The 22,335-nt window shown below is 66.6% G+C and carries 23 protein-coding genes; 7 read left to right on the forward strand and 16 right to left on the reverse strand.

From position 1 onward, the window contains the following. Positions 1-157 precede the first annotated feature (157 nt). From ACQY4V_RS17780 to ACQY4V_RS17810, 7 genes are all read right to left on the reverse strand, one after another. Complete coding sequence (locus tag ACQY4V_RS17780; protein WP_428513970.1) at positions 158-1,471, reverse strand: M16 family metallopeptidase; 1,314 nt, start codon at positions 1,469-1,471, stop codon at positions 158-160. Further along, a complete protein-coding gene (locus ACQY4V_RS17785) occupies positions 1,468-2,802 on the reverse strand; it encodes a M16 family metallopeptidase (protein WP_428513972.1) in 1,335 nt (444 codons plus the stop codon). Before ACQY4V_RS17785 ends, ACQY4V_RS17780 begins: the two co-directional genes overlap by 4 nt. Before the next feature lie 89 nt (positions 2,803-2,891). After that, a complete protein-coding gene (locus tag ACQY4V_RS17790) occupies positions 2,892-3,485 on the reverse strand; it encodes a DUF3035 domain-containing protein (protein WP_428513974.1) in 594 nt (197 codons plus the stop codon). After that, a complete protein-coding gene (gene lspA, locus ACQY4V_RS17795) occupies positions 3,482-3,946 on the reverse strand; it encodes a signal peptidase II (protein ID WP_428513976.1) in 465 nt (154 codons plus the stop codon). Before lspA ends, ACQY4V_RS17790 begins: the two co-directional genes overlap by 4 nt. A gap of 54 nt (positions 3,947-4,000) precedes the next feature. Continuing rightward, a complete protein-coding gene (purH, locus tag ACQY4V_RS17800) occupies positions 4,001-5,590 on the reverse strand; it encodes a bifunctional phosphoribosylaminoimidazolecarboxamide formyltransferase/IMP cyclohydrolase (protein WP_428513978.1) in 1,590 nt (529 codons plus the stop codon). 36 nt (positions 5,591-5,626) lie between these two features. Further along, complete coding sequence (locus tag ACQY4V_RS17805) at positions 5,627-7,369, reverse strand: heparinase II/III family protein (protein ID WP_428513980.1); 1,743 nt, start codon at positions 7,367-7,369, stop codon at positions 5,627-5,629. A gap of 93 nt (positions 7,370-7,462) precedes the next feature. Next, positions 7,463-8,728, reverse strand: coding sequence for an RsmB/NOP family class I SAM-dependent RNA methyltransferase (locus tag ACQY4V_RS17810; RefSeq protein WP_428513982.1), 1,266 nt, complete (start codon positions 8,726-8,728; stop codon positions 7,463-7,465). 67 nt (positions 8,729-8,795) lie between these two features. On the opposite strand from ACQY4V_RS17810, the gene ACQY4V_RS17815 reads away from it, so the two are divergent. Next, positions 8,796-8,972, forward strand: coding sequence for a DUF1674 domain-containing protein (locus tag ACQY4V_RS17815; RefSeq protein WP_152496909.1), 177 nt, complete (start codon positions 8,796-8,798; stop codon positions 8,970-8,972). Between the two features lie 22 nt (positions 8,973-8,994). Here the strand turns inward: ACQY4V_RS17815 and ACQY4V_RS17820 are convergent, their stop codons facing one another. Continuing rightward, positions 8,995-9,348: a dihydrodipicolinate reductase gene (locus tag ACQY4V_RS17820; protein WP_152490731.1), complete on the reverse strand. Its 354-nt coding sequence runs from the start codon at positions 9,346-9,348 to the stop codon at positions 8,995-8,997. Between the two features lie 70 nt (positions 9,349-9,418). Continuing rightward, positions 9,419-10,237, reverse strand: coding sequence for a 4-hydroxy-tetrahydrodipicolinate reductase (dapB, locus tag ACQY4V_RS17825; RefSeq protein ID WP_428513984.1), 819 nt, complete (start codon positions 10,235-10,237; stop codon positions 9,419-9,421). Positions 10,238-10,321: 84 nt separating this feature from the next. Between dapB and rbfA the strand changes: the two genes are divergently transcribed. From rbfA to ACQY4V_RS17845, 4 genes are all read left to right on the forward strand, one after another. Next, positions 10,322-10,717 (forward strand): 30S ribosome-binding factor RbfA, encoded by a 396-nt coding sequence (gene rbfA / locus ACQY4V_RS17830; protein ID WP_152490733.1) that lies wholly within the window; start codon positions 10,322-10,324, stop codon positions 10,715-10,717. 4 nt (positions 10,718-10,721) lie between these two features. Continuing rightward, positions 10,722-11,453, forward strand: coding sequence for a phosphodiester glycosidase family protein (locus ACQY4V_RS17835; RefSeq protein ID WP_428513986.1), 732 nt, complete (start codon positions 10,722-10,724; stop codon positions 11,451-11,453). A 131-nt stretch (positions 11,454-11,584) separates the two neighbouring features. Next, positions 11,585-12,505 carry a tRNA pseudouridine(55) synthase TruB gene (gene truB / locus ACQY4V_RS17840; RefSeq protein WP_428513988.1) on the forward strand — a complete coding sequence of 307 codons (921 nt, stop codon included), beginning with the start codon at positions 11,585-11,587 and terminating at the stop codon, positions 12,503-12,505. Next, a complete protein-coding gene (locus ACQY4V_RS17845; RefSeq protein ID WP_428513990.1) occupies positions 12,502-13,059 on the forward strand; it encodes a DUF1643 domain-containing protein in 558 nt (185 codons plus the stop codon). The genes truB and ACQY4V_RS17845 overlap by 4 nt, the downstream gene beginning before the upstream one ends. 76 nt (positions 13,060-13,135) lie before the next feature. Here the strand turns inward: ACQY4V_RS17845 and ACQY4V_RS17850 are convergent, their stop codons facing one another. The 7 genes from ACQY4V_RS17850 to ACQY4V_RS17880 all read right to left on the reverse strand — a co-directional run bounded on the left by ACQY4V_RS17850 (position 13,136) and on the right by ACQY4V_RS17880 (position 19,842). Then, positions 13,136-14,593 carry a Do family serine endopeptidase gene (locus ACQY4V_RS17850; protein WP_428513992.1) on the reverse strand — a complete coding sequence of 486 codons (1,458 nt, stop codon included), beginning with the start codon at positions 14,591-14,593 and terminating at the stop codon, positions 13,136-13,138. A gap of 195 nt (positions 14,594-14,788) precedes the next feature. Then, complete coding sequence (locus tag ACQY4V_RS17855) at positions 14,789-14,986, reverse strand: DUF2065 domain-containing protein (RefSeq protein ID WP_428513994.1); 198 nt, start codon at positions 14,984-14,986, stop codon at positions 14,789-14,791. Then, the gene (hflC, locus tag ACQY4V_RS17860; protein WP_428513996.1) at positions 14,983-16,098 is read right to left on the reverse strand and encodes a protease modulator HflC; all 1,116 of its coding nucleotides are present in this window, start codon (positions 16,096-16,098) and stop codon (positions 14,983-14,985) included. The genes ACQY4V_RS17855 and hflC overlap by 4 nt, the downstream gene beginning before the upstream one ends. After that, a complete protein-coding gene (hflK, locus tag ACQY4V_RS17865) occupies positions 16,098-17,276 on the reverse strand; it encodes an FtsH protease activity modulator HflK (protein ID WP_428513998.1) in 1,179 nt (392 codons plus the stop codon). The genes hflC and hflK overlap by 1 nt, the downstream gene beginning before the upstream one ends. Before the next feature lie 72 nt (positions 17,277-17,348). After that, a complete protein-coding gene (locus tag ACQY4V_RS17870; protein ID WP_428514000.1) occupies positions 17,349-18,803 on the reverse strand; it encodes an FAD-dependent oxidoreductase in 1,455 nt (484 codons plus the stop codon). 13 nt (positions 18,804-18,816) lie between these two features. Further along, positions 18,817-19,605, reverse strand: a complete 789-nt coding sequence (gene rpiA, locus ACQY4V_RS17875; RefSeq protein WP_222451646.1) for a ribose-5-phosphate isomerase RpiA — start codon at positions 19,603-19,605, stop codon at positions 18,817-18,819. A gap of 108 nt (positions 19,606-19,713) precedes the next feature. Continuing rightward, positions 19,714-19,842: a hypothetical protein gene (locus tag ACQY4V_RS17880; RefSeq protein ID WP_428514002.1), complete on the reverse strand. Its 129-nt coding sequence runs from the start codon at positions 19,840-19,842 to the stop codon at positions 19,714-19,716. A 198-nt stretch (positions 19,843-20,040) separates the two neighbouring features. Between ACQY4V_RS17880 and ACQY4V_RS17885 the strand changes: the two genes are divergently transcribed. Both ACQY4V_RS17885 and ACQY4V_RS17890 read left to right on the forward strand, forming a co-directional pair. After that, entirely contained in the window at positions 20,041-21,414 is a 1,374-nt protein-coding gene (locus tag ACQY4V_RS17885) for an L-serine ammonia-lyase (RefSeq protein ID WP_428514004.1), read from the forward strand. A gap of 6 nt (positions 21,415-21,420) precedes the next feature. Next, positions 21,421-22,335: a DMT family transporter gene (locus ACQY4V_RS17890; RefSeq protein WP_428514006.1), complete on the forward strand. Its 915-nt coding sequence runs from the start codon at positions 21,421-21,423 to the stop codon at positions 22,333-22,335.

Raw genomic sequence — 22,335 nt, forward strand, 5'->3', positions numbered from 1 at the left:
CAGGGGGGGTGACACGTGTGCACCCCCCGTGCACCCCCCGTACACCGCCGCGGTGCGGCGGACGGGCGGCGAAAAAGGTGAACGCACCGTGCGCTTCGACCCAAATATTGCGAGGTCCTGAACGCCCCGCGCGGTCCGGCGCGGGGCGCTTGACGCTTCAGTTCAGTGTGTCGGTCAGGCCTTCGGGCTGGCCGGTGACCACGAATGTCAGCGCCTCGGGGTCGAGCCATTCCCGGGCCACGCGGTTGACGTCTTCGAGCGTGACGGCATTCACCTTGTCGTTGCGGTTGGCGATATACTCGGTCCCCAGACCGTCCATCTGCATTCCGACGGCGATGTTGGCAATCGTGCCATTACCGTCGAACCGCAGCGGATAGGCGCCGGTGAGATAGGTCTTGGCGTCGTCCAGTTCCTCCTGGGTCACGCCCTCTTCGCGAAGGCGCTGCCACTCGGCCTGGATGACCTCGACCGCCTGGGCCACGCGATCGTTGGCGGACGCGACGCTGCCCATCCAGACCTGCGCGTCGTCACGGTCGGCGAGGTAGGAATAGACCCCATAGGTCAGCCCGCGCTTTTCGCGCACCTCGGTCATCAGGCGGCTTTCGAAGCCGCCGCCGCCGAGGATGTGGTTGAGCACGAAGGCGGGAAAGAAATCGGGGTCTTCACGTTCCAGGCCTGGCTGCGCGAAGATGGCGATGGATTGCGGCGTCGCGTAATCGACCACCTTGATTCCGCCGGGCAGGTTGAGCGAGGCGTCATCGGGCAGGGGCGCTCCGGTCTCGGGCAGGTCGGACAGAAGCGTGTCGAGCAGCGACGCGAGCTCTTCGCTGTCGATGTCCCCCACCGCGCTGACATAGAGACGGTCGCGGGCCAGGGTCGCCTGATGCGCCGCGATGATGTCCTCGCGGGTGAGGGCGCCGACGCTTTCGAGGGTGCCGTTTTCGTCGCTGCCATAGGGATGATCCCCGTAGACCAGGCTGTCGAACCGGGCGCGGGCGATCTGTTCGGGGTCCTTTTGATCGGACTGGATGATCGACAGGATCTGCGCGCGGACCCGTTCGATGGCCTCTTCGTCGAAGCGCGGCTCGACAAGGCTGTCCTTCAGAAGCGCCATGGAGTCGTCGCGGTTCTCGGTCAGGAAGCGGGCCGACACCGAAAGCGAATCCGGGCCGGCGTCGTAGGAAAACGACGCGGCAAGGGAGTCCGCCGCGCGCGAGAAGGCACGGGCATCGAGATCGCCGGCGCCTTCCTCGAGAAGGCCGGTCATCAGGTTGACGGCGCCCCGTTTGCCCGGAGCATCGAGAGAGGTGCCGCCACGAAACCGCAACTCCAGCGCGACGAAGGGGATCGAGTGATCCTCGACCAGCCACGCGTCTATGCCGCCGGGCGTGGTGATTTCCTGGATGTCGACGTCCGCCCGCGCGGGCAGCGCGGCGAACAGCATGAACGCGGCAAGAACCAAGCGGATCATTGAGTCACCTCCTGTGCGGTGATGTATCCCGTGACGGAATTGTTGTCCTGCGCGAAGAGATCGCGCGCGGCGGCCATGACGTCATCGACCGTGACCTGTTCCAGGATGTCGGGCCAGGCCTGGATATCCTCGACCGTCAGCCCCTGGGTCAGGCCGCGACCATAGCGGTTGGCGAGCGCGCTGACGTCGTCGCGGGCGTAGATTTCCGAGGCGCGGATCTGGGTCTTGATCCGGTCGAGCCGTTCCTGGGAAAACCCGTCTTCGAGGAAACCGGCAATCACGTCGTCCATCGCCTTTTCGGCGTCTTCGAGGGTGACGTCGGGGGCCGGGACCACGGTCAGGTTGAAGGTCGTGTCGTCGAGCGAGAGGCCGCCATAATAGGCGCCGGAATAGACCGCGACGCGGGAATCGAATTGCAGCTTCTCGTTCAGGATCGAGGTGGTGCCGTCGCCCAGAACCTCGGCCAGGATCGTCAGGGCCGCAGCCTTTTCCTGATCGCCGCTGTCGCGCTCGGGCGCGAGGTAGGAGCGCTGAAGATACGGCTGCGCGACCCGTGCATCCTGGTAGTAGATCCGCCGTTCGGCAAGCTGGCGCGGTTCCTGTGCGCGGGTGCGCTCGGGCAGATCCGGGTTGGCCGGGATCACGCCGTAATAGGTCTCGGCAAGATCGCGCACCTGGCCGGGATCGACGTCGCCGGCGACGACGAGGATGGCGTTGTTCGGGGCGTAGTAGGTTTGGTAGTAGTCCAGCGCGTCGTCGAGCGAGAGATCGACCATTTCGTGCTGCCAGCCGATGATCGGCACGCCGTAGCGGTGATTGAGATACTGGGCCGCGCCCTGCTGTTCGCGGAAGAGCGCGGAGGGGTTGTTCTCGATGCGCTGGTTGCGTTCTTCGATGATGACGTCGCGTTCTGTCAGGATGTCTTCCTCGTCGAGCTGGAGATTGACCATGCGGTCGCTTTCCATCTTCATCATCAGTTCCAGCCGGTCGGCGGCGACACGCTGGAAATAGGCGGTGTAGTCATAGCTGGTGAACGCGTTGTCCGAGCCGCCGTTGCGTGCCACGGTGGCCGAGAACTCGCCCGGCTCCATGGTTTCGGTGCCCTTGAAAAGCAGGTGTTCGAGGAAATGGGCGACGCCCGAGACGCCGGGCTTTTCGTCGGCGGATCCGGCGCGGTACCAGACCATCTGGACCACGACCGGGGCGCGGTGATCCTCGATCACCACGACATCCATGCCGTTGTCGAGGCTGAACGTGGTTACCGCGTCGTCGGCGAAGGCCGGAGTCGCGACGAGAAAACAAAGGCATAGGCCGGAAAGCCAGTTGCGCATGAAGAACCCCCTGAGGTCAGAAAACGCGTTCATCTGAAGATACGCGGCCCGCGCCGCGTTTCAACGGTGTTGACCTTGTTGTGAGCGGGTCAGCGGCGTCTGTCGCTGGAGTTTGCTGGCGGGGAGGACGGTGTGGGCACGCCCCTGCTACGCAAACGCGCCGCCTCGGACCGCGCGTCCAGCCACTGGCGCTTGTAGGCGAGGTTGTAATCGTCGTTGATACCGATGTTCAGGATGTTGACCCGCCCGCGCTGTCTGCGGACCTCGGCATCCTCGCGCGCGAGGGTCTGGCGAATGCCGGGGGCGCTGCCGAAGCGGTTTGCATAGTTCACGAGGCCGCCGTCGGCGCGGCCGATGCCGGTGTCCGCGAGCGCGGCGGGATTGCCGCCGAGGGCCGCCACGCTGTCACCCCGGGGGGTCGGATCGGTGATGTTGGTGCCGCCCGGCGTGGGCGCCGGCAGGGCGCGGTAGCTGTCGGGCGCTTGCAGCGGCTTGCCGGGGACGATGTTGAATTCCTCGGGACCGTTGCCCGTGTTCTTGATCCGCGACAGCTTGACGTCGCCGTTGCGCGAGCCGCAGGCAGACAGCGCCATCGCAAGGATCATGACCATTATCGCCGGACGTTTCATTTCCCACTCCTGCATCGTTCCGCCAGCCTTATCGTATTCGGACCGGTACGTCACGCCGCCTTTTTACTGTCGCCGCTGAAGACTACCATGCCGAATGCGCCGATGAAAACCGCGATGTCGGCCACGTTGAAAGATGTCGGATTGGTGAAGCCACAGCACGACATGTTCAGGAAATCTGCCACGGCGCCGTAGATCAGCCGGTCGATGACGTTGCCGAGCGCGCCGCCCACCAGAAGGCCCGCCGAGATCTTCTGCCAGCGGCCCTGCGGATCGGTCCGGACCCACCACAGCACCGCGGCCACGATCACCAGGGCGACGGCGATCCAGATCCACTTGCTGGCGCCGGCGAAGGCGCCGAAATTGATGCCGGTGTTCCACGCCATCTCGAGGTTCAGGTAGGGCGGCAGGACCTCGATCGAGCGGACGGTCTTGAGGTCAAGCACCTGCACGACCCAGTATTTGGTGATCTGGTCGAGCACGAATATGAGACCCGCGACCCAAGCAACCGTGCGCATACTGCTCTCCTTCAAGGCCCGCTTGCATGTGCCGGCCGCTTATTGTTTCGGCTCTTAGTGCCGGAAATGGCGCATGCCGGTCAAGACCATGGCCAGCCCGGCCTCGTCGGCGGCGGCGATCACCTCGTCGTCGCGCATCGAGCCGCCCGGCTGGATCACCGCGGTCGCGCCGGCCTCGGCGGCGGTCAGCAGGCCGTCGGGGAAGGGAAAGAACGCGTCGGAGGCCACGACGCTGCCTTGGGTCAGCGGCGCGGAAAGGCCCAGTTCGGCGGCCATGTCCTGGGACTTGCGGGCGGCGATGCGGCAGCTGTCGACGCGGCTCATCTGGCCCGCGCCGACGCCGACGGTCGCGCCGTCCCTGACATAGACGATGGCGTTGGATTTCACGTGCTTGGCGACCTTCCAGGCAAACAGCATGTCGGCCATTTCCCGGTCGGAGGGCGCGCGCTTGGTCACGACCTTGAGGTCGCTTGCCGAGACCTGCCCGCTGTCCTTGTCCTGCACGAGGTAGCCGCCCGAGACCTGCTTGAGCATCAGCGCGGCTTCGGCCGGATCGGCAAGCCCTTCGGTGACCAGAAGGCGCAGGTTCTTTTTCGCGGCGAAGACGGCCCTGGCGTCGTCGTCGGCGCCGGGCGCGATCACCACCTCGGTGAAGATGCCGGCGATCTCTTCGGCGGTGGCCCCGTCGAGCGGCTGGTTCAGGGCGATGATACCGCCGAAGGCCGAGGTGCGGTCGCAGTCGAAGGCGCGCATGTAGGCGTCTTTCAACGTGTCCGCGCGGGCCACGCCGCAGGGGTTGGCGTGCTTGATGATGGCGCAGGCGGGTCCGTCGGCGGGGGCGAATTCGCTGACCAGTTCGAACGCGGCGTCGGTGTCGTTGATGTTGTTGTAGCTGAGTTCCTTGCCCTGCACCTGCCGTGCGGTGGCCACACCGGGACGGGCGGAGCCGTCGGTGTAGAAGGCCGCACCCTGGTGCGGGTTCTCGCCATAGCGCAGGGTTTGCGCAAGCTCTCCGGCCACCGCGCGGCGGCGCGGGGCGGTCTGGTCCAGGGCCTTGGCCATCCAGCCCGAGACGGCGGCATCATAGGCGCCGGTGCGGGCATAGGCGTTGAGCGCCAGTTTCTGGCGGAAGGCATAGGTGGTCTGGCCGTCATGCGCGTCCAGCTCGGACAGGAGCGCCTCGTAATCCTCGACATCGACCACGACGTTGACGAAGGCGTGGTTCTTGGCAGCGGCGCGGATCATGGCAGGGCCGCCGATGTCGATATTCTCGATGCAGGTGTCGTAGCCGGCGCCCTTGGCGACGGTTTCCTCGAACGGGTAGAGGTTGACGACCAGCAGGTCGATGGGGCCGATGCCGTGCTGATCCATGGACGCCAGGTGGTCGTCATTGTCGCGCAGCGCCAGAAGGCCGCCATGCACCATCGGGTGCAGGGTCTTGACGCGCCCGTCCATCATCTCGGGAAAGCCCGTCACCTCGGCCACGTCCTTTACGTCGAGCCCCGCCTCACGCAGGGTTTTGGCGCTGCCGCCGGTCGACAGCAGTTCGACACCGCGCTGGGCGAGGGCACGGCCCAGGTCGATCAACCCGGTCTTGTCGGATACGGAAAGAAGCGCGCGGCGCACGGGGGCGAGATCGGTCATGGGGCAGCTAGTCCTTGTGGCAGTTCCGGGTCGTGTTCAGCTGAGGGCCACTGGCGTTCGCCCGTCTTCGGCCAGATCGCGCATCCCGATCGGCGAGTCCTGCGGCTTGGCCAGTGACCACCTCGTGCGGGTCGCATACTCCATCGCGCGCCCGGATAGAACGATTTGTTTGGTCGCACGCGGTTTCAGGCGATTGGTGTCCAGATAGACGCTGGATTCCACCGACAGGCGGGCGGTACCATCGGCCCGGAAGATCCAGATCTCGCCGCTTTTGAGCGCCATCGACACCGCCGCGCCGCCCATGTCGATGGAGACATCCACGTCCGGGTGCATGTGAAACCGGATATCGAACGGGATGCCTTGCAGTTTCATCGTGTCGAGCGCCCGGTCGAAGCGGCGCTTGTCGGCGGCGGTCAGCGCCAGCAGCATGTCCTCTCCGGCGATGCCGCGGCCGTCGAAGGTCATTTCCAGCTTGCGCACATGGGTCAGGCCGTAGCCCCTGACATAGCCGTCGTGCCCGCCTTCGAAGGTCAGGCCGTCCGGCGCGTGATTGACCCGGATCGGGACCTCGGTGGGGCCTTCGGTCAGCATGTCCTGCTTGGGTGCGGTCTTGCCGAGGCGGCTGCTGGAGTGGCCGTTCAGCACGAGGGTGGAATGCGACGGCGTGGCGCGGCCGGCACGGCGCCACGCGGTGCCGAAACTGGCGCCCGCGCCGCAATTGACGATCAGCGGACGGCGCCCCGATGTCAGTTCGAACGCGAGGGTCGAGGCATGGGCCCCGGCGGAGGCGCGCCCCTCGGGCGGGGGTGCGGCGTCGATGATCAGCGAACAGCGCCCCGCGCTGAGCCGCGCAAAGCCCATCGACAGGCCGTTGGCATGGCGGCCCTTGATCTGGCTTGCGGCAAGCGCCGCGTCGAGCCGCCCGTCGAGCCCTCGCCCGCCGCCGTGAAAGCGGGCGAGCCCGCCGTCGGAATGGCGCAGGGTGCGCAAGGTTGGGCTGATGCGCTCGATCGCGGCCCAGTGGGCGGGATGGGGGTTCTGGCCGGCCTGGGTCAGGGTTTCGGCGGCCCATGTGAGCAGGGTGAAGACCTCGAGCAGTTCTTCGGGGTTGCGGGTGGGCAGGCCGCCCTGTTCGTCGATCTGGCGGGCGCATTCGCGGGCCAGCGCGGCAGAGGCGGGCGCGACCCGGGCCGACATGCCTTCGAGCGACAGCCCGGCATAGACAAGGCCGGTCAGCGCCTCGAACCGCGGCAGGCCGGGCGTGGTGGCGCGCCAGCGGCGGGACAGGAACAGGGTTTGCTGCGCCAGCGACCGCAGGAACAGGTCGGATTGCTGTTGCGTGCGGCCCGACAGCAGGAAGATCGCGTGGTTGATCCAGCGGATGATCCGCCGTCCGGTCAGGTCGGGCCGCCAGCCGGGGCCGCGCCCGCGTCCGTAAAGCTCGATCCAGCGCCAGAGCCAGGTCTGCGCGCAGGCCCGCGCCGGGGCGTCGCCCGCGGCGGCCAGGTCATCGAGCCAGGTAAAGCCGTGCACCTCTCGCGAGAAGGCGAGGTCGGGGGGCGGAATGTCCCACGGGGTCTTGTCGGGATCGCGGATGAGGTGGCCGGCAAAGAGGAAGTTGCCGGCGCAGAGCTGGCGACCGCGGGCGAAGCTGCCGATGGTGCGGGGATCGGGTTGCGACACGAACGCCGCGACACGGCCGCCGAACGTGGACCGCCGGGCCTCCAGACGGTTCAGGAACCGCGTCACGCGCGGTAGATCGTGATCGGATATCGACATCGAATCCCAGCCTCGGCACGCTCTTTCTGGCGTTGTCGGGTCAGTATACGCCGCCGCGCGCACCAAGTCACGCAAGGAAGGCGGGGCGCAGGATCAGGTCTTGCGCAGAAGCGCGATGTAAAAGCCGTCCATCCCGCCCAGATCGGGCCAGTGATCGGGGCGCAGGCGCAGACCGCCTTCCTCGGTGATCCAGGCCGGGTCGATGCCGGGGCGGTCCAGCGCGGCGGTGTCGGTTGCCAGGCCCGGGTGGCGGGCCAACGCCTCTTCGACCTGCACCTCGCCTTCGTCGGGCAGCAGCGAGCAGGTGCAGAACAGGAGCCGCCCGCCGGGTGCGAGCAGCGTCAGGGCGTGGTCGATCATCCGCGCCTGCTGCTCGATCAGCGCGCCGAAGTCGGAGCCGTCCTTGGCGTGGGGCAGGTCGGGATGCCGCCGGATCGTGCCGGTGGCCGAGCAGGGCGCATCGACAAGGATGGCGTCGAAGGACCCTTCGGTGAAGGCGAAGGCGTCCTGCGTGACGCAGGTGGCGGACAGGCCGGTACGGTCGAGGTTCTCGGTGACGCGGGCCATGCGTTTTTCCGAGGTGTCGAGGGCGGTGACCTGGGCGCCGGCGGCGGCCAGTTGCAGGGTCTTGCCGCCCGGTGCCGCGCAGAGATCGAGAATGAATTCGCCGGGGCGGGGCGCCAGGATGCGCACGGGCAGGGCGGCGGCGGCATCCTGAACCCACCAGTGGCCGTCCTCGAAACCGGGCAGGGCCGAGACCTGGCCCGCGTCGCCGATCCGGACGGAGCCGGTGGGCAGCGCCGTGCCGCCGAGGCGGTCGGCCCAGGCGGTGGGGTCTTCGCCCGGCTTCAGCGTCAGGTCGAGCGGGGCGCCGGCGAAATGCGCCTTTTCCATCGCCGAGACCGCGCCATTGCCCCAGGCCGACACCAGCGGATCGCGCAGCCAGTTCGGCAGGCGGGGAATGCGCAGGTCCTTCCACGGCTTGCCGGCGTCACCGGCCATCTGGCGCAGGATCGCGTTGACCAGCCCGCGCAGGCGCTTGTAGCGCGGATGGGTGCCGACAAGCGTCACCAGTTCGTCCACCACGCCATGGGCGTCGCCGCCCATGCACAGCTCGACCGTGCCGAGGCGCAGGATGTTCATCACGTGAAGCTGCGGCGTCTTGCGCAATTGCCGCGCCAGCAGGCGGTCGGCCCGGTCCATGCCGCGCAGCGTGTCGTTGGCCAGCCGCAGCGCCCGGGCGCGGTCGGGCGGCGAGAGGCGCGCAAGCGGCGCGGTGAGTTCGGCCAGAAGGCGGCCGTCGCCGAGCACCTTGTCGAGCAGGGCCACGGCTGTGCTGCGGGGGGTGGGCGCGGGCATCGGTCATCCTTGGCCTTTGAACAGGGCTGGCCTATATCAGTGGCATCAAGAGGAAGGAAGCCCGGCCATGTCGGAAGACCGCAAAGACCTGCCACCGGAAGCCCAACGCGCCCTGGCCGAAGCCGAGGCGCGGCGCAAGGATGCCGAGGCGCTTGCCCTGCCGAAGGAGCTGGGCGGGCGCAAGGGACCCGAACCCGTGCGCTATGGCGACTGGGAGAAAAAGGGCATCGCGATCGACTTCTGAGCGATGCCATGCACCGTTGGCGCTATTGCAGTTGCAGATCGGCGTAGTCGCCTGTGCCCTGGTCCGAGATGAAGCGGACGGTGGAGCCCTGAACCCTCACAGCCTGGCAATTGGCGCCGAGGTTGCGCTGACCCCAATAAAGGTCGCGGCAGAAATAGCCCGATTTCCACTGCCACGCGCCGGTGACGGGTCGACCGAAGGCCCGGCCTTCGATCTGTCCCGACGGCGTGACCGTCAGGGTGATACCCAAGCGGGTGAGATTCTTGTTGGCGACGACCGAAACGAATTCGGACCTGTCGTCGATCTGGTCGAAACTTTCCGCAGCAGCGGGGCCACTCAACAGCGCGGCGATACCCGCAAGAACAGTCAGGCGCATCGTCGGAACTCCCTGTAACAAACACTGTCTGTTACGGCGCGCCGGCCGATTTGGATCAGTTTCGGCCCGGTCAGTCCTCTTTCAGGCCAAGCACGTCGAGCATGTCGTATTGCCCCGGCTTGCGGCCCTGGCCCCACAGCGCGGCCTTGAGGGCGCCACGTGCAAAGACCGCCCGGTCCGAGGCGACGTGGCGCAGGATGATCCGTTCGCCCGCCGCGGCGAACATGACGTCGTGTTCCCCGACGATGTCGCCGCCGCGAATGGCGCTGAAGCCGATATCGCCCTTCGTGCGGGCGCCGGTGATGCCGTCGCGCCCGCGGTCTGCGGCCTGATCGAGCGACACGCCGCGCCCGTCCGCCGCGGCCTGCCCCAGCATCAGCGCGGTGCCCGAGGGCGCATCGACCTTCTGGTTGTGATGCGCCTCGATCACCTCGATGTCGTAGTCGTCATCCAGCGCGGCGGCGACCTTTTTCGTCAGCTGCACGAGCAGGTTGACGCCCAGACTCATGTTCCCGGCGCGTATGATCGTGGCGTGGCGGGCGGCCGCGTCCAGCTTGGCAAGGTCCTCGTCGGCAAACCCGGTGGTGCCGATGACGTGCACGCAGCGGGCCTGTGCCGCCAACGCAGCAAAGTCGACGGTGGCCGCCGGTGCGGTGAAATCCAGGATGGCATGGGCCTTTGAAATGGTGTCCAGCGGGTCGTCGGAGACGGTGACGCCGTTTGCCGCGCCGCCCATCGCCTCGCCCAGGTCCCGACCGATCCAGGCATGGCCGGGCCGTTCCAGCGCACCGACCAGATTTGCCCGGTCCGAGGCGTTCACGATTTCGGTCAGCATCCGGCCCATGCGCCCCGAAGCGCCTGTCACCACGATCCCCGGCAAGTCGGTCATTTCCATCTCCGTTCTTTGGTGCGCATTGCATAGCGCGGCGATCATCGCTTGGCAAAGACCCATGCAGGGCTTAGATGCAGTTCCATGGCAAAGAACAAGTTTCATGACGGACCCGGACCCTCGCAGCGGCAGTTGCGGGTCGGCGAGTTGATCCGGCGAACGCTGGCGGAGGTGCTGGCGCGCGGTGACATTCACGACCCCGAGCTGAACCGCCTGTCGGTGACCGTCGGCGAAGTGCGGACCTCGCCGGACCTGAAAGTGGCGACCGCCTATGTCCTGCCGCTGGGCGGGCAGGGCCAGGACGACGTGCTGGACCTGTTGGGCCGCAACAAGGGCGAGTTGCGACGGATCATCGGCAAGAAGGTCGGTCTGAAGTTCGCGCCCGAGCTGCGGTTCCGGCTGGACGAGACGTTCGACCAGCTGGACGAGACGCGGCGGCTTTTTGCGCAGGACGCCGTGCGGCGCGACGTCGAGAACTGAGCCGATGTGGCGGTGGGTCCTTTTGTCTGTGGCGATGCTGGCGGGCCCGGCCAAGGCCGTGGAGTGCCAGCAGATCAGCGTCGAGGGCAGCCGGTATACCGCCTGCAAGGTCGATGCCGGTCACGAGACGCTGCGCCTGTTCCTGAACGACCCGATGACCGGCGCGCCGCTGGGCAGTTTCAGCAGCGTCGAGCGACAGGTGCGCGGCGAGGGCGGCAAGCTGCTTTTTGCGATGAATGCAGGAATGTACCACCAGGACCGCAGCCCGGTGGGCCATTACGTCGAGGCGGGACGCGAGGCCAAGGGGCTGATCACCCGGGAGGGGCCGGGGAATTTCGGCCTGCTGCCCAACGGTGTGTTCTGCATCGGCGAGGGCCGCGCCGACGTGTTCGAGACAAGGCGGTTCGAGCGGGAAGGACCGGCCTGTACCCATGCCACGCAGTCCGGGCCGATGCTGGTGATCGACGGCCAGCTGCATCCGCGTTTTCTGAAGAACAGCGACAGCCTGCATGTGCGCAACGGCGTCGGCACCTCGGCCGACGGGCGCACCGCGTGGTTCCTGATTTCCGAGGACAAGGTGAATTTCCACAGCTTCGCGCGGGTGTTCCGGGATGTGCTGAAGACGCCGCAGGCGCTGTATTTCGACGGCAGTATCTCCCGGCTGTATGCGCCCGCGCTCGACCGGCATGATGGCGGGTTCCCGATGGGACCGATCGTGGGGGTCGTGGCGCCGTGACCCGGCGCCGATGACGCCGGGCGGTCCGGGCGGGCGGCGGGGCATCGCGCCCGCGAATTGACCCGCGAATTGACAGGTGCCGGGGGCTGCGGTACGCGGCGGCCTTCGGACAGCAAAGAGGCGACGGCATCATGGGGCGCAAGCGCAAGGGACGCGATATTTCGGGGTGGCTTATCGTGGACAAGCCCGCGGGCATGACCTCGACCGCGGTGGTCAACAAGGTGCGCTGGGCGTTGCAGGCCAGGAAGGCAGGCCATGCCGGGACGCTGGACCCCGAGGCGACTGGCGTTCTGGCCGTGGCGCTGGGCGAGGCCACCAAGACCGTGCCGTTCATCACCGATGCGCTGAAATCCTATCGCTTTCTGGTGCGGCTGGGGCAGGCCACCAATACCGACGATGCCGAGGGCGAGGTCGTGGCCGAAAGCGACGCGCGCCCGAGCGACGCCGAGATCAAGGACGCGCTGAGCGGGTTCGTGGGCGAGATCCAGCAGGTGCCGCCGAAGTTCTCGGCGGTCAAGATCGACGGCGAGCGCGCCTATAAACGCGCCCGCGACGGCGAGGATTTCGAGGTCGAGGCGCGTCCGCTGTGGGTCGAGGAGTTGTTGCTGACGGACCGGCCCGATGCCGACACGGTCGAGCTTGAGATGGTGTGCGGCAAGGGCGGTTACGTGCGGTCGATTGCGCGCGATCTGGGCGAGGCGCTGGGCTGTCACGGGCATGTGGCCTCGCTGCGGCGGGTTTGGTCCGGGCCGTTCCGGGCCGAGGATGGCGTGACGCTGGAGCAGGTGAACGCGCTGGCGCAGGACCCGGCGCTGGACGATCACCTGAGGCCGCTGGAAGAGGGCTTGTGCGACCTGCCGATGGTCACCTGCAACGAGATGAGCGCGGCGCGGCTGCGGCACGGCAACCCGGCGCCGGTGATCGGCGGGTCGGTCGAGTATGGCGACGAATGCTGGGCCGCCCTGAAGGGGCGCGCGGTGGCCGTGGGGCATTTCAAGGGGGGCGAACTCCACCCCAGCCGGGTGTTCAACCTGGAGCCGGTGGCGCAATGACCCAAGCCGCGCACGATCCGGGTGGCAAGGTCCGGCTGCGCCTGCCCGACGGCGTGCTGGGCGGCGCGCGGTTTTCCGACTGCGGGCGGTATCGTCAGGCGTTGATCCGGGAATGGACACCGGAGGGGGCCGCGCCCCGCACCGTGCTGTTCATCGGGATGAACCCGTCGGTGGCGGATGCCGCGGCGTCGGACCCGACCTGCCACAGGGAACTGATGTTCGCCCGCGATTGGGAATTCACGCGGTACCTGAAGGGCAACGTGCTGGACTGGCGGGCGACGTCGCCCAGGGATATCCCGCACGATCCCGCGGTGGCGTGCAGTGCCGACAACGTGCCGGCGCTGGTCGAGATGGCGCGGGAGTCCGAGCTTGTGGTGCTGGCCTATGGCAAGCTGCACCAGCGTTTTGCCGGCGTGGTGCGCGATGCGCTGATGGCGGTCGAAGCGACCGGGCGGCCCCTGAAATGCCTGGGCCTCAACAAGGACGGATCCGCGAAGCACCCCTTGTACCTGCGCAAGGACACGCCGTTGCGGGACTTTCCGATGCCGGCGTAGCCAAGCAGTGATACCAACGCGAAACGGGCGCCCCGAGGGAGCGCCCGTTTTTTCTGTGTTGGGTCACCTGCCGGTGTTACTGCGGGTCTTCTTCTTCCGCATCCAGCGACAGGGCGACGAAGCGCGGCTCGCCGGCGCGGCGGACGAGCAGCAGGATCGACTTGCGGCCCGCCTCGCGCGCATCCGTGATCCGGTCTTCCAGATCGGAGATGCTGGACAGCTTCTGCTGACCGGCCTCGGTGATGACATCACCGGCGCGCATGCCCTTTTCGTAGGCTTCCGACAGGCTGTCGATGTCCGCCACGACGAGACCGGAGGCGTTGTCGTCCAGCTCCAGCTGGCTGCGCAGTTCGTCGTCGAGCTGCGACAGGGTGAGGCCGAGGATTTCGACTTCGGACGGTGCCTCGGATTCGCCCGGCTGGGCCGCTGGCACGACGCCTTCGGCAGCTTCGCGGCGGCCGAGCGTCACACGCAGCGTCTGGGTCTTGCCATCGCGGAAGACCACGACGCGCACGGTCTTGCCCACGGAGGTGTTGCCGACCCGGCGGACAAGGCCGCGGGTGTCTTCGACATCGTAGCCGTCGAACTGCATGATCACGTCGCCCGATTCCATGCCGGCCTCGGCCGCGGGACCTTCGGGGACATCCGTAACCAGTGCGCCGGCCACTTTTTCAAGGCCCATCGCCTCGGCCACGTCATCGGTCACGTCCTGGATGCGGACGCCGAGCCAGCCGCGGCGGGTTTCGCCGAATTCCTGCAACTGATCGACCACGCGGGTGACGACGTTCGAGGCCATCGAGAAGCCGATGCCGATCGAGCCGCCATTGGGCGACAGGATCGCGGTGTTCACGCCGACGACCTGGCCGTCGAGGTTGAAGAGCGGGCCGCCCGAGTTGCCGCGGTTGATGGCGGCGTCGGTCTGGATGTAGTCGTCATAGGTGCCGCTGAGCTCGCGGTTGCGGGCCGAAACGATCCCGGCGGACACCGAGAAGCCCTGGCCGAGCGGGTTGCCCATCGCAATGACCCAGTCGCCCACGCGGGCGGTGTCGCTGTCGGCGAAGCTGACGAACGGCAGCGGCTCGTCGGCGTCGACCTTGAGCAGGGCGATGTCGGTCTTGGGGTCGGTGCCGATCACGCTTGCCGTGAGTTCCTTGCCCGAAAAGAACTCGATGATGATCTCGTCGGCGGTTTCGATCACGTGGTTGTTGGTGACGATGTAGCCGTCTTCGGAGATGACGAAGCCCGAGCCAAGCGCGGAGGTGCGACGGGGCCGGTCGCCTTCGCCGTTGTTGTTCCGGTCCTGGAAGTCACGAAAGAAATCCTCGAAGGGGGAGCCTTCGGGGACGATGGGGGACGGCCCCGTGCCCTGGGCCACGACGGTGGACGTCGTGATGTTGACCACGGCCGGGCTGACCTTTTGCGCGAGGTCGGCAAAGCTTTCGGGGCGGGCGCTGGCGCTGATCGCCTGGGCGATGACGAGCGCCATTGCCAGCGCCGTGAGCCAGATCGCGCGGATCGCCGCGGGCGGTGTCATGGGTTGAGAGAGAGTTTGTGCTTTCACGCGAGACCACTCCTTGATCCGTAGTTGAAATTCGAAGGGCCTGCCGCAGCCATGCGCTGGCAGACTGTTCTGAAGACTATTTAGGCGCGCTGGACGAGAACGCAAAATTCACAACACGATGTCACGCCCATGTGAACGTTTTGCAGGCGATGACGCAAGCGCCTTGGGTCATGCGCCCAGCATTTTGGCGCACCAGATCAGCACGACCCCGAAGGCCAGTGCCACGAGGCCGACCAGGCGCCGCTGGTCCTCTGGCATCGCGCGCAGGGCGGCCAGCATCTGTTCCACAAGCGAAGGGGCCAGTGCGTACACCAGCCCCTCGACAATCAGTACGAGCCCGAAGGCCAGGAAGATCGTTGCGATCAATTGGTCACGTCCTCGTTGACCGGGCTATCCTGTTCGGTGTCCTCGGCTTCGGATTCGGCCTCTTCGGCGGCTTGCTCGCTGGCCTCTTCCTCGGCGGCCTCGGCCTCTTGCTGGGCTGCGTCCTCTTCGAGGCGCTGGCGTTCGCTTTCGGGCAGGTCCGGCGAGATTTCCGTCTCGGGCGCCATTTCGCGCAGGCGGTCGATGTCGATCTCCTCGAGCGCGACTTCGCCCAGGCCATCGGCGCGCACGGCGTCGAACATCTGGCCGAGGAATTCGCTGTTCGGCGAGAAGACAAGCGTGGAGTTTTCTTCGTTCATCGAGCGTTCGAGCGCGGCGAGCGACCGGTAGAAGGCGAAGAAGTCGGGATTGTTGCCGAAAGCCTCGGCATAGATCCGGTTCCGCTCGGCGTCGGCCTCACCGCGGGTGATCTCGGCCTCGCGCTCGGCGTTCGACACGGTTTCCACGACGGTCCGGTCGGCGGCGGCGCGAACGCGCTGGGCGGCCTCGTTACCGCGGGCGATCTCGTCGGCAGCTTCGCGCTCCCGCTCGGCGCGCATCCGGGCAAAGGTGGCTTCCAAGTTCTGCTGCGGCAGGTTGGTCTGCTTTAGCCGGACGTCGACGATTTCCAGACCCAGTCCAGCCGCGCTGGCGCGGGCCTGTTCCAGAATACGCACGGCGAGGTCGCGGCGCTGTGGCGACAGGATGGTGTCGGAGGTCACCTGGTCGGCACCCAGAACCTCGCGGATCTGGGCGTTGAGGACCGAGGCGAGCCTGTCTTCGGCGACGCGGGTGCCGCCGATGCCAACGGCCTGCCGGAACTGAACCACGTCGGCGATCCGGTAGCGGGTGAAGGCGTCGACCACCAGGCGGCGGTCATCCGACGGCGTGACCTCGATCGCGTCGGTGTCCAGCGACAGGATCCGGCGGTCGTAGCGCACGACCTCCTGGATGATCGGGATTTTCACGCCGAGCCCGGGCTCCTCCACGACCTTCTTGATCTGGCCGAATTGCAGCACGAGCGCCTTTTCACGTTCGTCGACGATGTAGAGCGAGGAGAGAATGCCGATGATCGCAACGGCGAGGACGGGAAGTAGCAGAGCGGTCTTACGCATCAGTTCGATCCTCCGTTGCCGGTCTGGTTCGAGCGGCGCAATTGGTCAAGTGGCAGGTAGGGCAGCACGCCCTCGCCGGAGGCCCCGCTGGATTCGTCGAGCAGGATCTTGTCCATCTTGCCCAGCGTGCGCTCGACCGTTTCGAGGTAGAGACGGCGCTGCGTCACCTCGGGGGCTTCGTTGAATTCCTGGGCCACGGCGATGAAGCGGCTGGCCTCACCGATGGCTTCGTTGACGACACGGGCGCGGTAGCCCTCGGCTTGTTCGAGGACCTGCGCGGCCTCGCCGCGGGCCTCGGCCAGAACTCGGTTCGCGTAGGCGTCGGCCAGGCGTTGCAGGCGGTCACGTTCCTGTTCTGCGGCCTGGACCTCGCGGAAGGCGTCGATCACGTCACTCGGCGGGTCGGCGGTGTCGAGGTTGACCCGGACGATGTTGATGCCGCTTTCGTATTCGTCGAGCGTGGACTGGATATTCTCACGCGCGGTGTCCGCGATGAGACCCCGGTCACGGTTGAGGATCGGCGCCAGGTTGGTGGCGGCGATAATCTCGCGCATGACGGCCTCGGACACGGCCTGCACCGTCAGCTGCGGGTCGCGGATGTTGAACAGCAGCTTGGCTGGCTCGTTGATGTTCCAGACCACCTGGAAGTCGATATCGACGATGTTGGCATCGGTGGTCAGCATGAGGCCGTCGCCGCCTGCCGAACTGCCGCGACCGCTGCCGATATTCTCGGTCCGCTCGGAGGTGACGTTGACGACCTCTGCAGTGACCAGCGGCCACGGCGCGAAGTTCAGACCGGGATCGCCGGTGGAATAGTACTTGCCGAGAAAGAGTTCGACCGACTGTTCCTCAGGCTTGACGGTGTAGAAGCTGGCAGCCCCCCAGAGCGCGACCGCGATCAGGGCGCCGATCACGATGGTGCCGCGCCCGAAGCCGGGGCCGCCGCCGCCATCGCCGCCGCCAACACCGTTGCCGCGGCCCTTGCCGCCACGCCCGCCCATCAGGACGCGCAATTGATCCTGTCCACGGCGGACCAGTTCGTCGATTTCCGGAATCTGCGACCCGCCTTCGGGGGGCCGCCGGTTGTCATTGCCGCGGTTGCCGCGATCGTCGTCGTCGCCACCGCCGCGGTTGCCACCGCCGCCGCCGCCCCAGGGGCCGCCAGAATGTCCAGCCATGTAATCTCTTCCCTTCATCCTATCGCGCAGAGCGCCATCCCTGTGTCATAACTGTGCACAACAGTCAAAAATTCAACCTGTCCGCATCGGGTCGCGCATCGTCACGATCTCTTCCGACATGGTCGGGTGCACGGCCACGGTGCGGTCGAAATCCGCCTTTGTCGCACCCATCTTGATCGCCACGCCGGCCAGCTGGATCATTTCGCCCGCGCCCGGTGCGACGATGTGGCAGCCCAGAACCTTGTCTGTTTCCTTGGAGACGACCAGCTTCATCAGCACGCGGTAGGGCTGACCGGCGAAGGCCGTGCGCATGGGGCGGAACGAGGTGCAGTAGACATGCACCGGTTCCTGCTCGCGGGCCTCATCCTCGGTCAGGCCCACAGTGCCGAACTCGGGCTGGGTGAACACCGCCGAGGGGATTAGCTTGTGATCGACCGGCGTCGGGTTGTCCTTGAACACGGTTTCCACGAAAGCCATGCCTTCGCGGATCGCGACGGGGGTCAGGTTGACCCGGTTGGTCACATCGCCGATGGCATAGACCGAGGGCACGGCAGTCTGGCTGTAGTCGTCGACGACGATCTCGCCGCCGCGGCCGAGTTCTACGCCGATCTCCTCCAGCCCCATGTCTTCCGTGTTGGGCGCGCGGCCGGTGGCGAAGAGCACCTTGTCGAAGACCGCTTCCTTGCCGTTGGTCGCCTTGACCCAGATCGGGCCGTCGTGGTCCTCGGAAATGTCGTGGGTCTCGGGCTCATTCGCGGGGGTGCCCATGGAGGCGTCTGACGAGGTGAGCGCGCCGCTGACGCTGTGATCCTCGGAGGCGGGGGCCATGTCGACGATATTGGTGCCGAAATGCAGGTCGATGCCCTTTTCGCTCATGCCTTCGGCGATGATGCCACGGGCCTCTTCGTCGAAGCCGCGCAGGATCTGGGCGCCGCGGTAGTAGAGCGTGACGTCGACACCAAGACCGGCCATGACGCAGGCGAATTCGCAGGCGATATAGCCACCGCCGACGATCAGCATGGATTGCGGCAGCGCGTCCAGGTGAAACAGGTCGTCGGAGACGATGCCGAGATGCGCGTTCGGGATCTCGGGGCGGACGGGATGGCCGCCGGTGGCGACGAGGATGTGTTTCGCGGTAACCTCTTCGCCGGTGGACAGGGTGACGGTGTTGGCGTCCTTCAGCTGCGCGCGGGCGTCGTACATGGTGACGCCGGAATTGCTGAGCAGGCTGCGATAGACGCCCTCGAGGCGGTCCAGTTCGCCGTGCAGGCGGTCGCGGAAGCCGCACCAGTCGAAGTCGCCCAGTGACATGTCCCAGCCATAGGCCCGCGCCTCGTCGGGCAGGTTGGAAAATTCAGAGGCGAAGACCATCAGTTTTTTCGGCACGCAGCCGCGGATGACGCAGGTGCCGCCATAGCGGTCGTCCTCGGCCAGGGCGACCTTGGCCCCGGTGGCGCTGGCCACGCGGGCGGCGCGCACCCCGCCGGAGCCGCCGCCGATCACGAATAGGTCGTAGTCATAGGCCATAAGAGCGGGCCTTTCAGTCTTGCAGGTCGGTGAAGAGGTTGTCGGTCTCGACGAAATCGAGCCGGTCCTCGGCGACGGTGCCTTCGTTGATGTCACGCGTTTCGACCCGACCATCGCCGTAGCCGAGGATGACGACATCGCAGATGTCGATGAAAAGGCCGTTCTCGACCACGCCGGGCATCTGGTTCAGGACCATGGAAAGCTGGTGGGCGTTGCCGATGCGGCCCAGGTGAAGGTCGAGGATGTAATTGCCCTCGTCGGTGACGAAGGGGCTGTCGCCGTTCATGCGCAGGGTGGCGTCGCGGCCGAGCACGTCCATCGAGATCAGCAGTTCCTCGATCAGCGACTTGGTGGTCTGCCAGCCGAAGGGAATGACTTCGACAGGCAGGGGGAAGGCGCCGAGTTTCTCGACCTCCTTGCCGACATCGGCGATGACGATCATCTGGTCCGAGGCGGTGGCAACGATCTTTTCCTGCAACAGCGCGCCGCCGCCGCCCTTGATGAGGTTGAGGTTGCCGTCGAATTCATCGGCGCCGTCTATGGTGACGTCGATCCAGCGGGCCTCGTCGAGGCTGATGACCTCGATGCCGACCTCGCGGGCCAGTTCGGCTGTGCGGGTGGAGGTGGGGATGCCGCGGATCTTCAGGCCGTCTTCGCGCACGAGCTCGCCCAGGCAGCGTACCATCCAGGCGGCGGTGGAGCCGGTGCCGAGGCCCACGCGCATTCCGTCCTCGATATAGTCGACGGACCGCTTTGCGGCCACGAATTTGGCCTTGTCGATCGGTGACAGCTCTCCGGTCATGCGCATCTCTCCACCTGGCGGGTTTCGTCGCCCGGTTTATAGGGAGTTTGCGCGGCAGGGGCGAGGGGTCATTTCACCCCCGCCCGCAAGTGACAGTCGATAATGCGTCTACTGCGCCCTGATTCCGGCAAGGTCGGGAGATACCACGGAGGGGAGCGTCGTGCCGCTTGGCGTGTTGCCGCCAAAAAACACGATTACTCCCGCCGCCAGAAGAAGAATGAAACCAGTGGTCTGCATCTGCGTGCTCCTTATCTGAGGATAACTTGCGTACCGGCAATGTGTTCCACCTTGGCGCGAGTCGGTTAAGCTAGTGTGAATCGGAGCGAGGTTTTGGCGTGGACCGTCGCGTCGAAGTCGTTTTTGCACGACGTTTTTGCCCCGTGACCGCATAGAGATTACTTGGGCAGCGACGGTGAATGCCGTAGGTAAGGGCGCATGTTTCTTTCAGTCTTCGATATGTTCAAAGTGGGCGTCGGCCCGTCCTCCTCTCACACGATGGGGCCGATGGTGGCCGCCGCGCGGTTCCTGGACGCGATGCGCGACTCGCCGTTCGAGTTTCACGGGGTGCGTGGCACCCTGCACGGCTCGCTGGCCTTTACCGGGGTCGGCCACGCGACGGACCGGGCGACGATCCTCGGCCTGGCGGGGTTCCGGCCCGAAGACTACGACGCCGAAAAGGCCGAAGAGGTGCTGGAGCAGATCCGCGACAGCCACACCGTGACGCCGCCGGGCCTGCCGGAGCTGCAGTTCAACCCGAAGGAAGACTTGCAGTTCGATTTCGGGCCCAACCTGCCGGGCCATGCCAACGGGATGATCCTGATGGCCACCGACAAGCAGGGCGACGTGATCCTGCAGGAGACCTATTATTCGGTCGGGGGCGGTTTCGTGCTGACGGCGGACGAACTGGCGGCGGGCAAGGACACGGACGATGGCGCGCCGGTGCCCTATCCGTTCAAGAGTGCCGCCGAGATGCTGGAGATGGCCGAGACCAGCGGCAAGACCATCGCGGAGATGAAGAAGGCCAACGAGATTTCGCGCGGCGGGTCCGAGAACCTGCGCAGCGGCGTGGCACGGATCTGGCAGGTCATGAACGATTGCATCGAGCGGGGGCTGGAAAATGACGGCATCCTGCCCGGCGGCTTGCAGGTGCGGCGCCGGTCCAAGGCGATTCACGAGGCGCTGATCGCCGAGCGGGGCACGAACCTGAACGCCCCGCACAAGATAAACGACTGGATCAGCATCTACGCCATGGCCGTCAACGAGGAGAACGCCGCCGGCGGGCAGGTGGTGACCGCGCCCACCAATGGGGCGGCGGGCGTCGTGCCTGCGGTCATCAAGTACTGGCTGGACCACGTGCCGGGCGCCAACGAACGCGATATCGAGACCTTCCTGCTGACCGCGGCGGCGATCGGCGGTCTGGTCAAGTTCAACGCGTCGATCAGCGGCGCCGAGGCGGGATGCCAGGCCGAGGTCGGCAGCGCCTCCGCCATGGGGGCGGCGGGACTGGCCGCGGTTCTGGGCGGCACGCCGGCGCAGATCGAGAATGCCGCCGAGATTGCGCTGGAGCATCACCTGGGCATGACCTGCGACCCGGTGAAGGGTCTGGTGCAGGTGCCCTGCATCGAGCGCAATGGCCTGGGGGCGATCAAGGCGGTCAGCGCGGCAAGCCTCGCGTTGCGCGGAGACGGCGTTCACCTCGTTCCGCTGGACGCGTGCATCGAGACCATGCGCCAGACCGGCGCGGACATGAGCGAGCGGTACAAGGAAACCTCGCTCGGCGGCCTGGCTGTCAACGTGCCGAACTGCTGACCGGCCATGCAGGACAACAAGGGCACGATCTCGCTCGGCATTCTGCTGATGGTCGGGTTTTCCCTGATCGCGCCGGCGATGGATGCCTCGGCCAAGCTGATCGGCGACGCGCTGGCCGTGGGACAGATCGTGGCGGCGCGATTCGGCGTGCAGGCGGCGATCCTGCTGCCGCTGGCGCTGCTGCTGGGGTGGCTGCACAAGCCGGGCGTGCGCGAGGCGGCGTTGCACCTGGTGCGCGGCGGGCTGATCCTGCTGGCGACGGCCTGTTTCTTTCAGGCATTGCGTTTCATGCCGATCGCGGATGCCATCGCCATCTTCTTCGTGGAGCCGTTCATCCTGACGCTTCTGGGCGGTGTCTTCCTGGGCGAACCGATCGGCCCGCGGCGTTATGCGGCCTGTGCGGTGGGCTTCGTCGGGGCGCTCTTCGTGATTCAGCCCAGTTTCAGCGATGTCGGTCCGGCCGCGCTGTTGCCGCTGGTGACGGCGGTGTGCTTTGCCTTCTACATGATACTGACCCGGCGTATGGCGGCGTCGATGCACCCGATCTCGATGCAGGCCTATACCGGGCTAGCCGCGCTGGTCTTGATCCTGCCGCCGCTGTGGGTGTTCGACGGTAGCGGTGTCGCGGCGCTGGATCCGTCCTGGCCGGAACAGCGCGAACTGATGTTGCTGGCGGCGGTCGGGCTGATCGCGACGGCCAGCCATGTCTGCATCAGTTTCGCACTGAAGCTGGCCCCGGCCTCGGTTCTGGCCCCGGTTCAGTATCTCGAGATCGTCGGCGCGACCGTTCTGGGATACGTGATCTTCGGGGATCTGCCCGATGCGCTGACGTTCTTCGGGATCGCGCTGATCGTGTCGGCAGGGCTGTACGTGTTCTTCCGGGAGCGGCGGCTGGAGCGGCGCCCGATGCCGGCCCCCTGA

This window comes from Roseovarius sp. (assembly GCF_965277045.1).
Lineage (GTDB): Bacteria > Pseudomonadota > Alphaproteobacteria > Rhodobacterales > Rhodobacteraceae > Roseovarius.

Excerpts from the sequence above, each read along its gene's own strand:
- ACQY4V_RS17780 (WP_428513970.1), bottom strand. The coding sequence starts at position 1,471 with ATGATCCGCTTGGTTCTTGCCGCGTTCATGCTGTTCGCCGCGCTGCCC.
- ACQY4V_RS17820 (WP_152490731.1), bottom strand. The coding sequence starts at position 9,348 with ATGCGCCTGACTGTTCTTGCGGGTATCGCCGCGCTGTTGAGTGGCCCC.
- rbfA (WP_152490733.1), top strand. The coding sequence starts at position 10,322 with ATGGCAAAGAACAAGTTTCATGACGGACCCGGACCCTCGCAGCGGCAG.
- dapB (WP_428513984.1), bottom strand. The coding sequence starts at position 10,237 with ATGACCGACTTGCCGGGGATCGTGGTGACAGGCGCTTCGGGGCGCATG.
- ACQY4V_RS17885 (WP_428514004.1), top strand. The coding sequence starts at position 20,041 with ATGTTTCTTTCAGTCTTCGATATGTTCAAAGTGGGCGTCGGCCCGTCC.
- ACQY4V_RS17880 (WP_428514002.1), bottom strand. The coding sequence starts at position 19,842 with ATGCAGACCACTGGTTTCATTCTTCTTCTGGCGGCGGGAGTAATCGTG.
- ACQY4V_RS17835 (WP_428513986.1), top strand. The coding sequence starts at position 10,722 with ATGTGGCGGTGGGTCCTTTTGTCTGTGGCGATGCTGGCGGGCCCGGCC.
- ACQY4V_RS17810 (WP_428513982.1), bottom strand. The coding sequence starts at position 8,728 with ATGCCCGCGCCCACCCCCCGCAGCACAGCCGTGGCCCTGCTCGACAAG.
- ACQY4V_RS17870 (WP_428514000.1), bottom strand. The coding sequence starts at position 18,803 with ATGGCCTATGACTACGACCTATTCGTGATCGGCGGCGGCTCCGGCGGG.
- hflK (WP_428513998.1), bottom strand. The coding sequence starts at position 17,276 with ATGGCTGGACATTCTGGCGGCCCCTGGGGCGGCGGCGGCGGTGGCAAC.
- purH (WP_428513978.1), bottom strand. The coding sequence starts at position 5,590 with ATGACCGATCTCGCCCCCGTGCGCCGCGCGCTTCTTTCCGTATCCGAC.
- ACQY4V_RS17890 (WP_428514006.1), top strand. The coding sequence starts at position 21,421 with ATGCAGGACAACAAGGGCACGATCTCGCTCGGCATTCTGCTGATGGTC.
- truB (WP_428513988.1), top strand. The coding sequence starts at position 11,585 with ATGGGGCGCAAGCGCAAGGGACGCGATATTTCGGGGTGGCTTATCGTG.
- ACQY4V_RS17850 (WP_428513992.1), bottom strand. The coding sequence starts at position 14,593 with ATGACACCGCCCGCGGCGATCCGCGCGATCTGGCTCACGGCGCTGGCA.
- ACQY4V_RS17815 (WP_152496909.1), top strand. The coding sequence starts at position 8,796 with ATGTCGGAAGACCGCAAAGACCTGCCACCGGAAGCCCAACGCGCCCTG.
- rpiA (WP_222451646.1), bottom strand. The coding sequence starts at position 19,605 with ATGACCGGAGAGCTGTCACCGATCGACAAGGCCAAATTCGTGGCCGCA.
- ACQY4V_RS17785 (WP_428513972.1), bottom strand. The coding sequence starts at position 2,802 with ATGCGCAACTGGCTTTCCGGCCTATGCCTTTGTTTTCTCGTCGCGACT.
- ACQY4V_RS17805 (WP_428513980.1), bottom strand. The coding sequence starts at position 7,369 with ATGTCGATATCCGATCACGATCTACCGCGCGTGACGCGGTTCCTGAAC.
- lspA (WP_428513976.1), bottom strand. The coding sequence starts at position 3,946 with ATGCGCACGGTTGCTTGGGTCGCGGGTCTCATATTCGTGCTCGACCAG.
- hflC (WP_428513996.1), bottom strand. The coding sequence starts at position 16,098 with ATGCGTAAGACCGCTCTGCTACTTCCCGTCCTCGCCGTTGCGATCATC.
- ACQY4V_RS17845 (WP_428513990.1), top strand. The coding sequence starts at position 12,502 with ATGACCCAAGCCGCGCACGATCCGGGTGGCAAGGTCCGGCTGCGCCTG.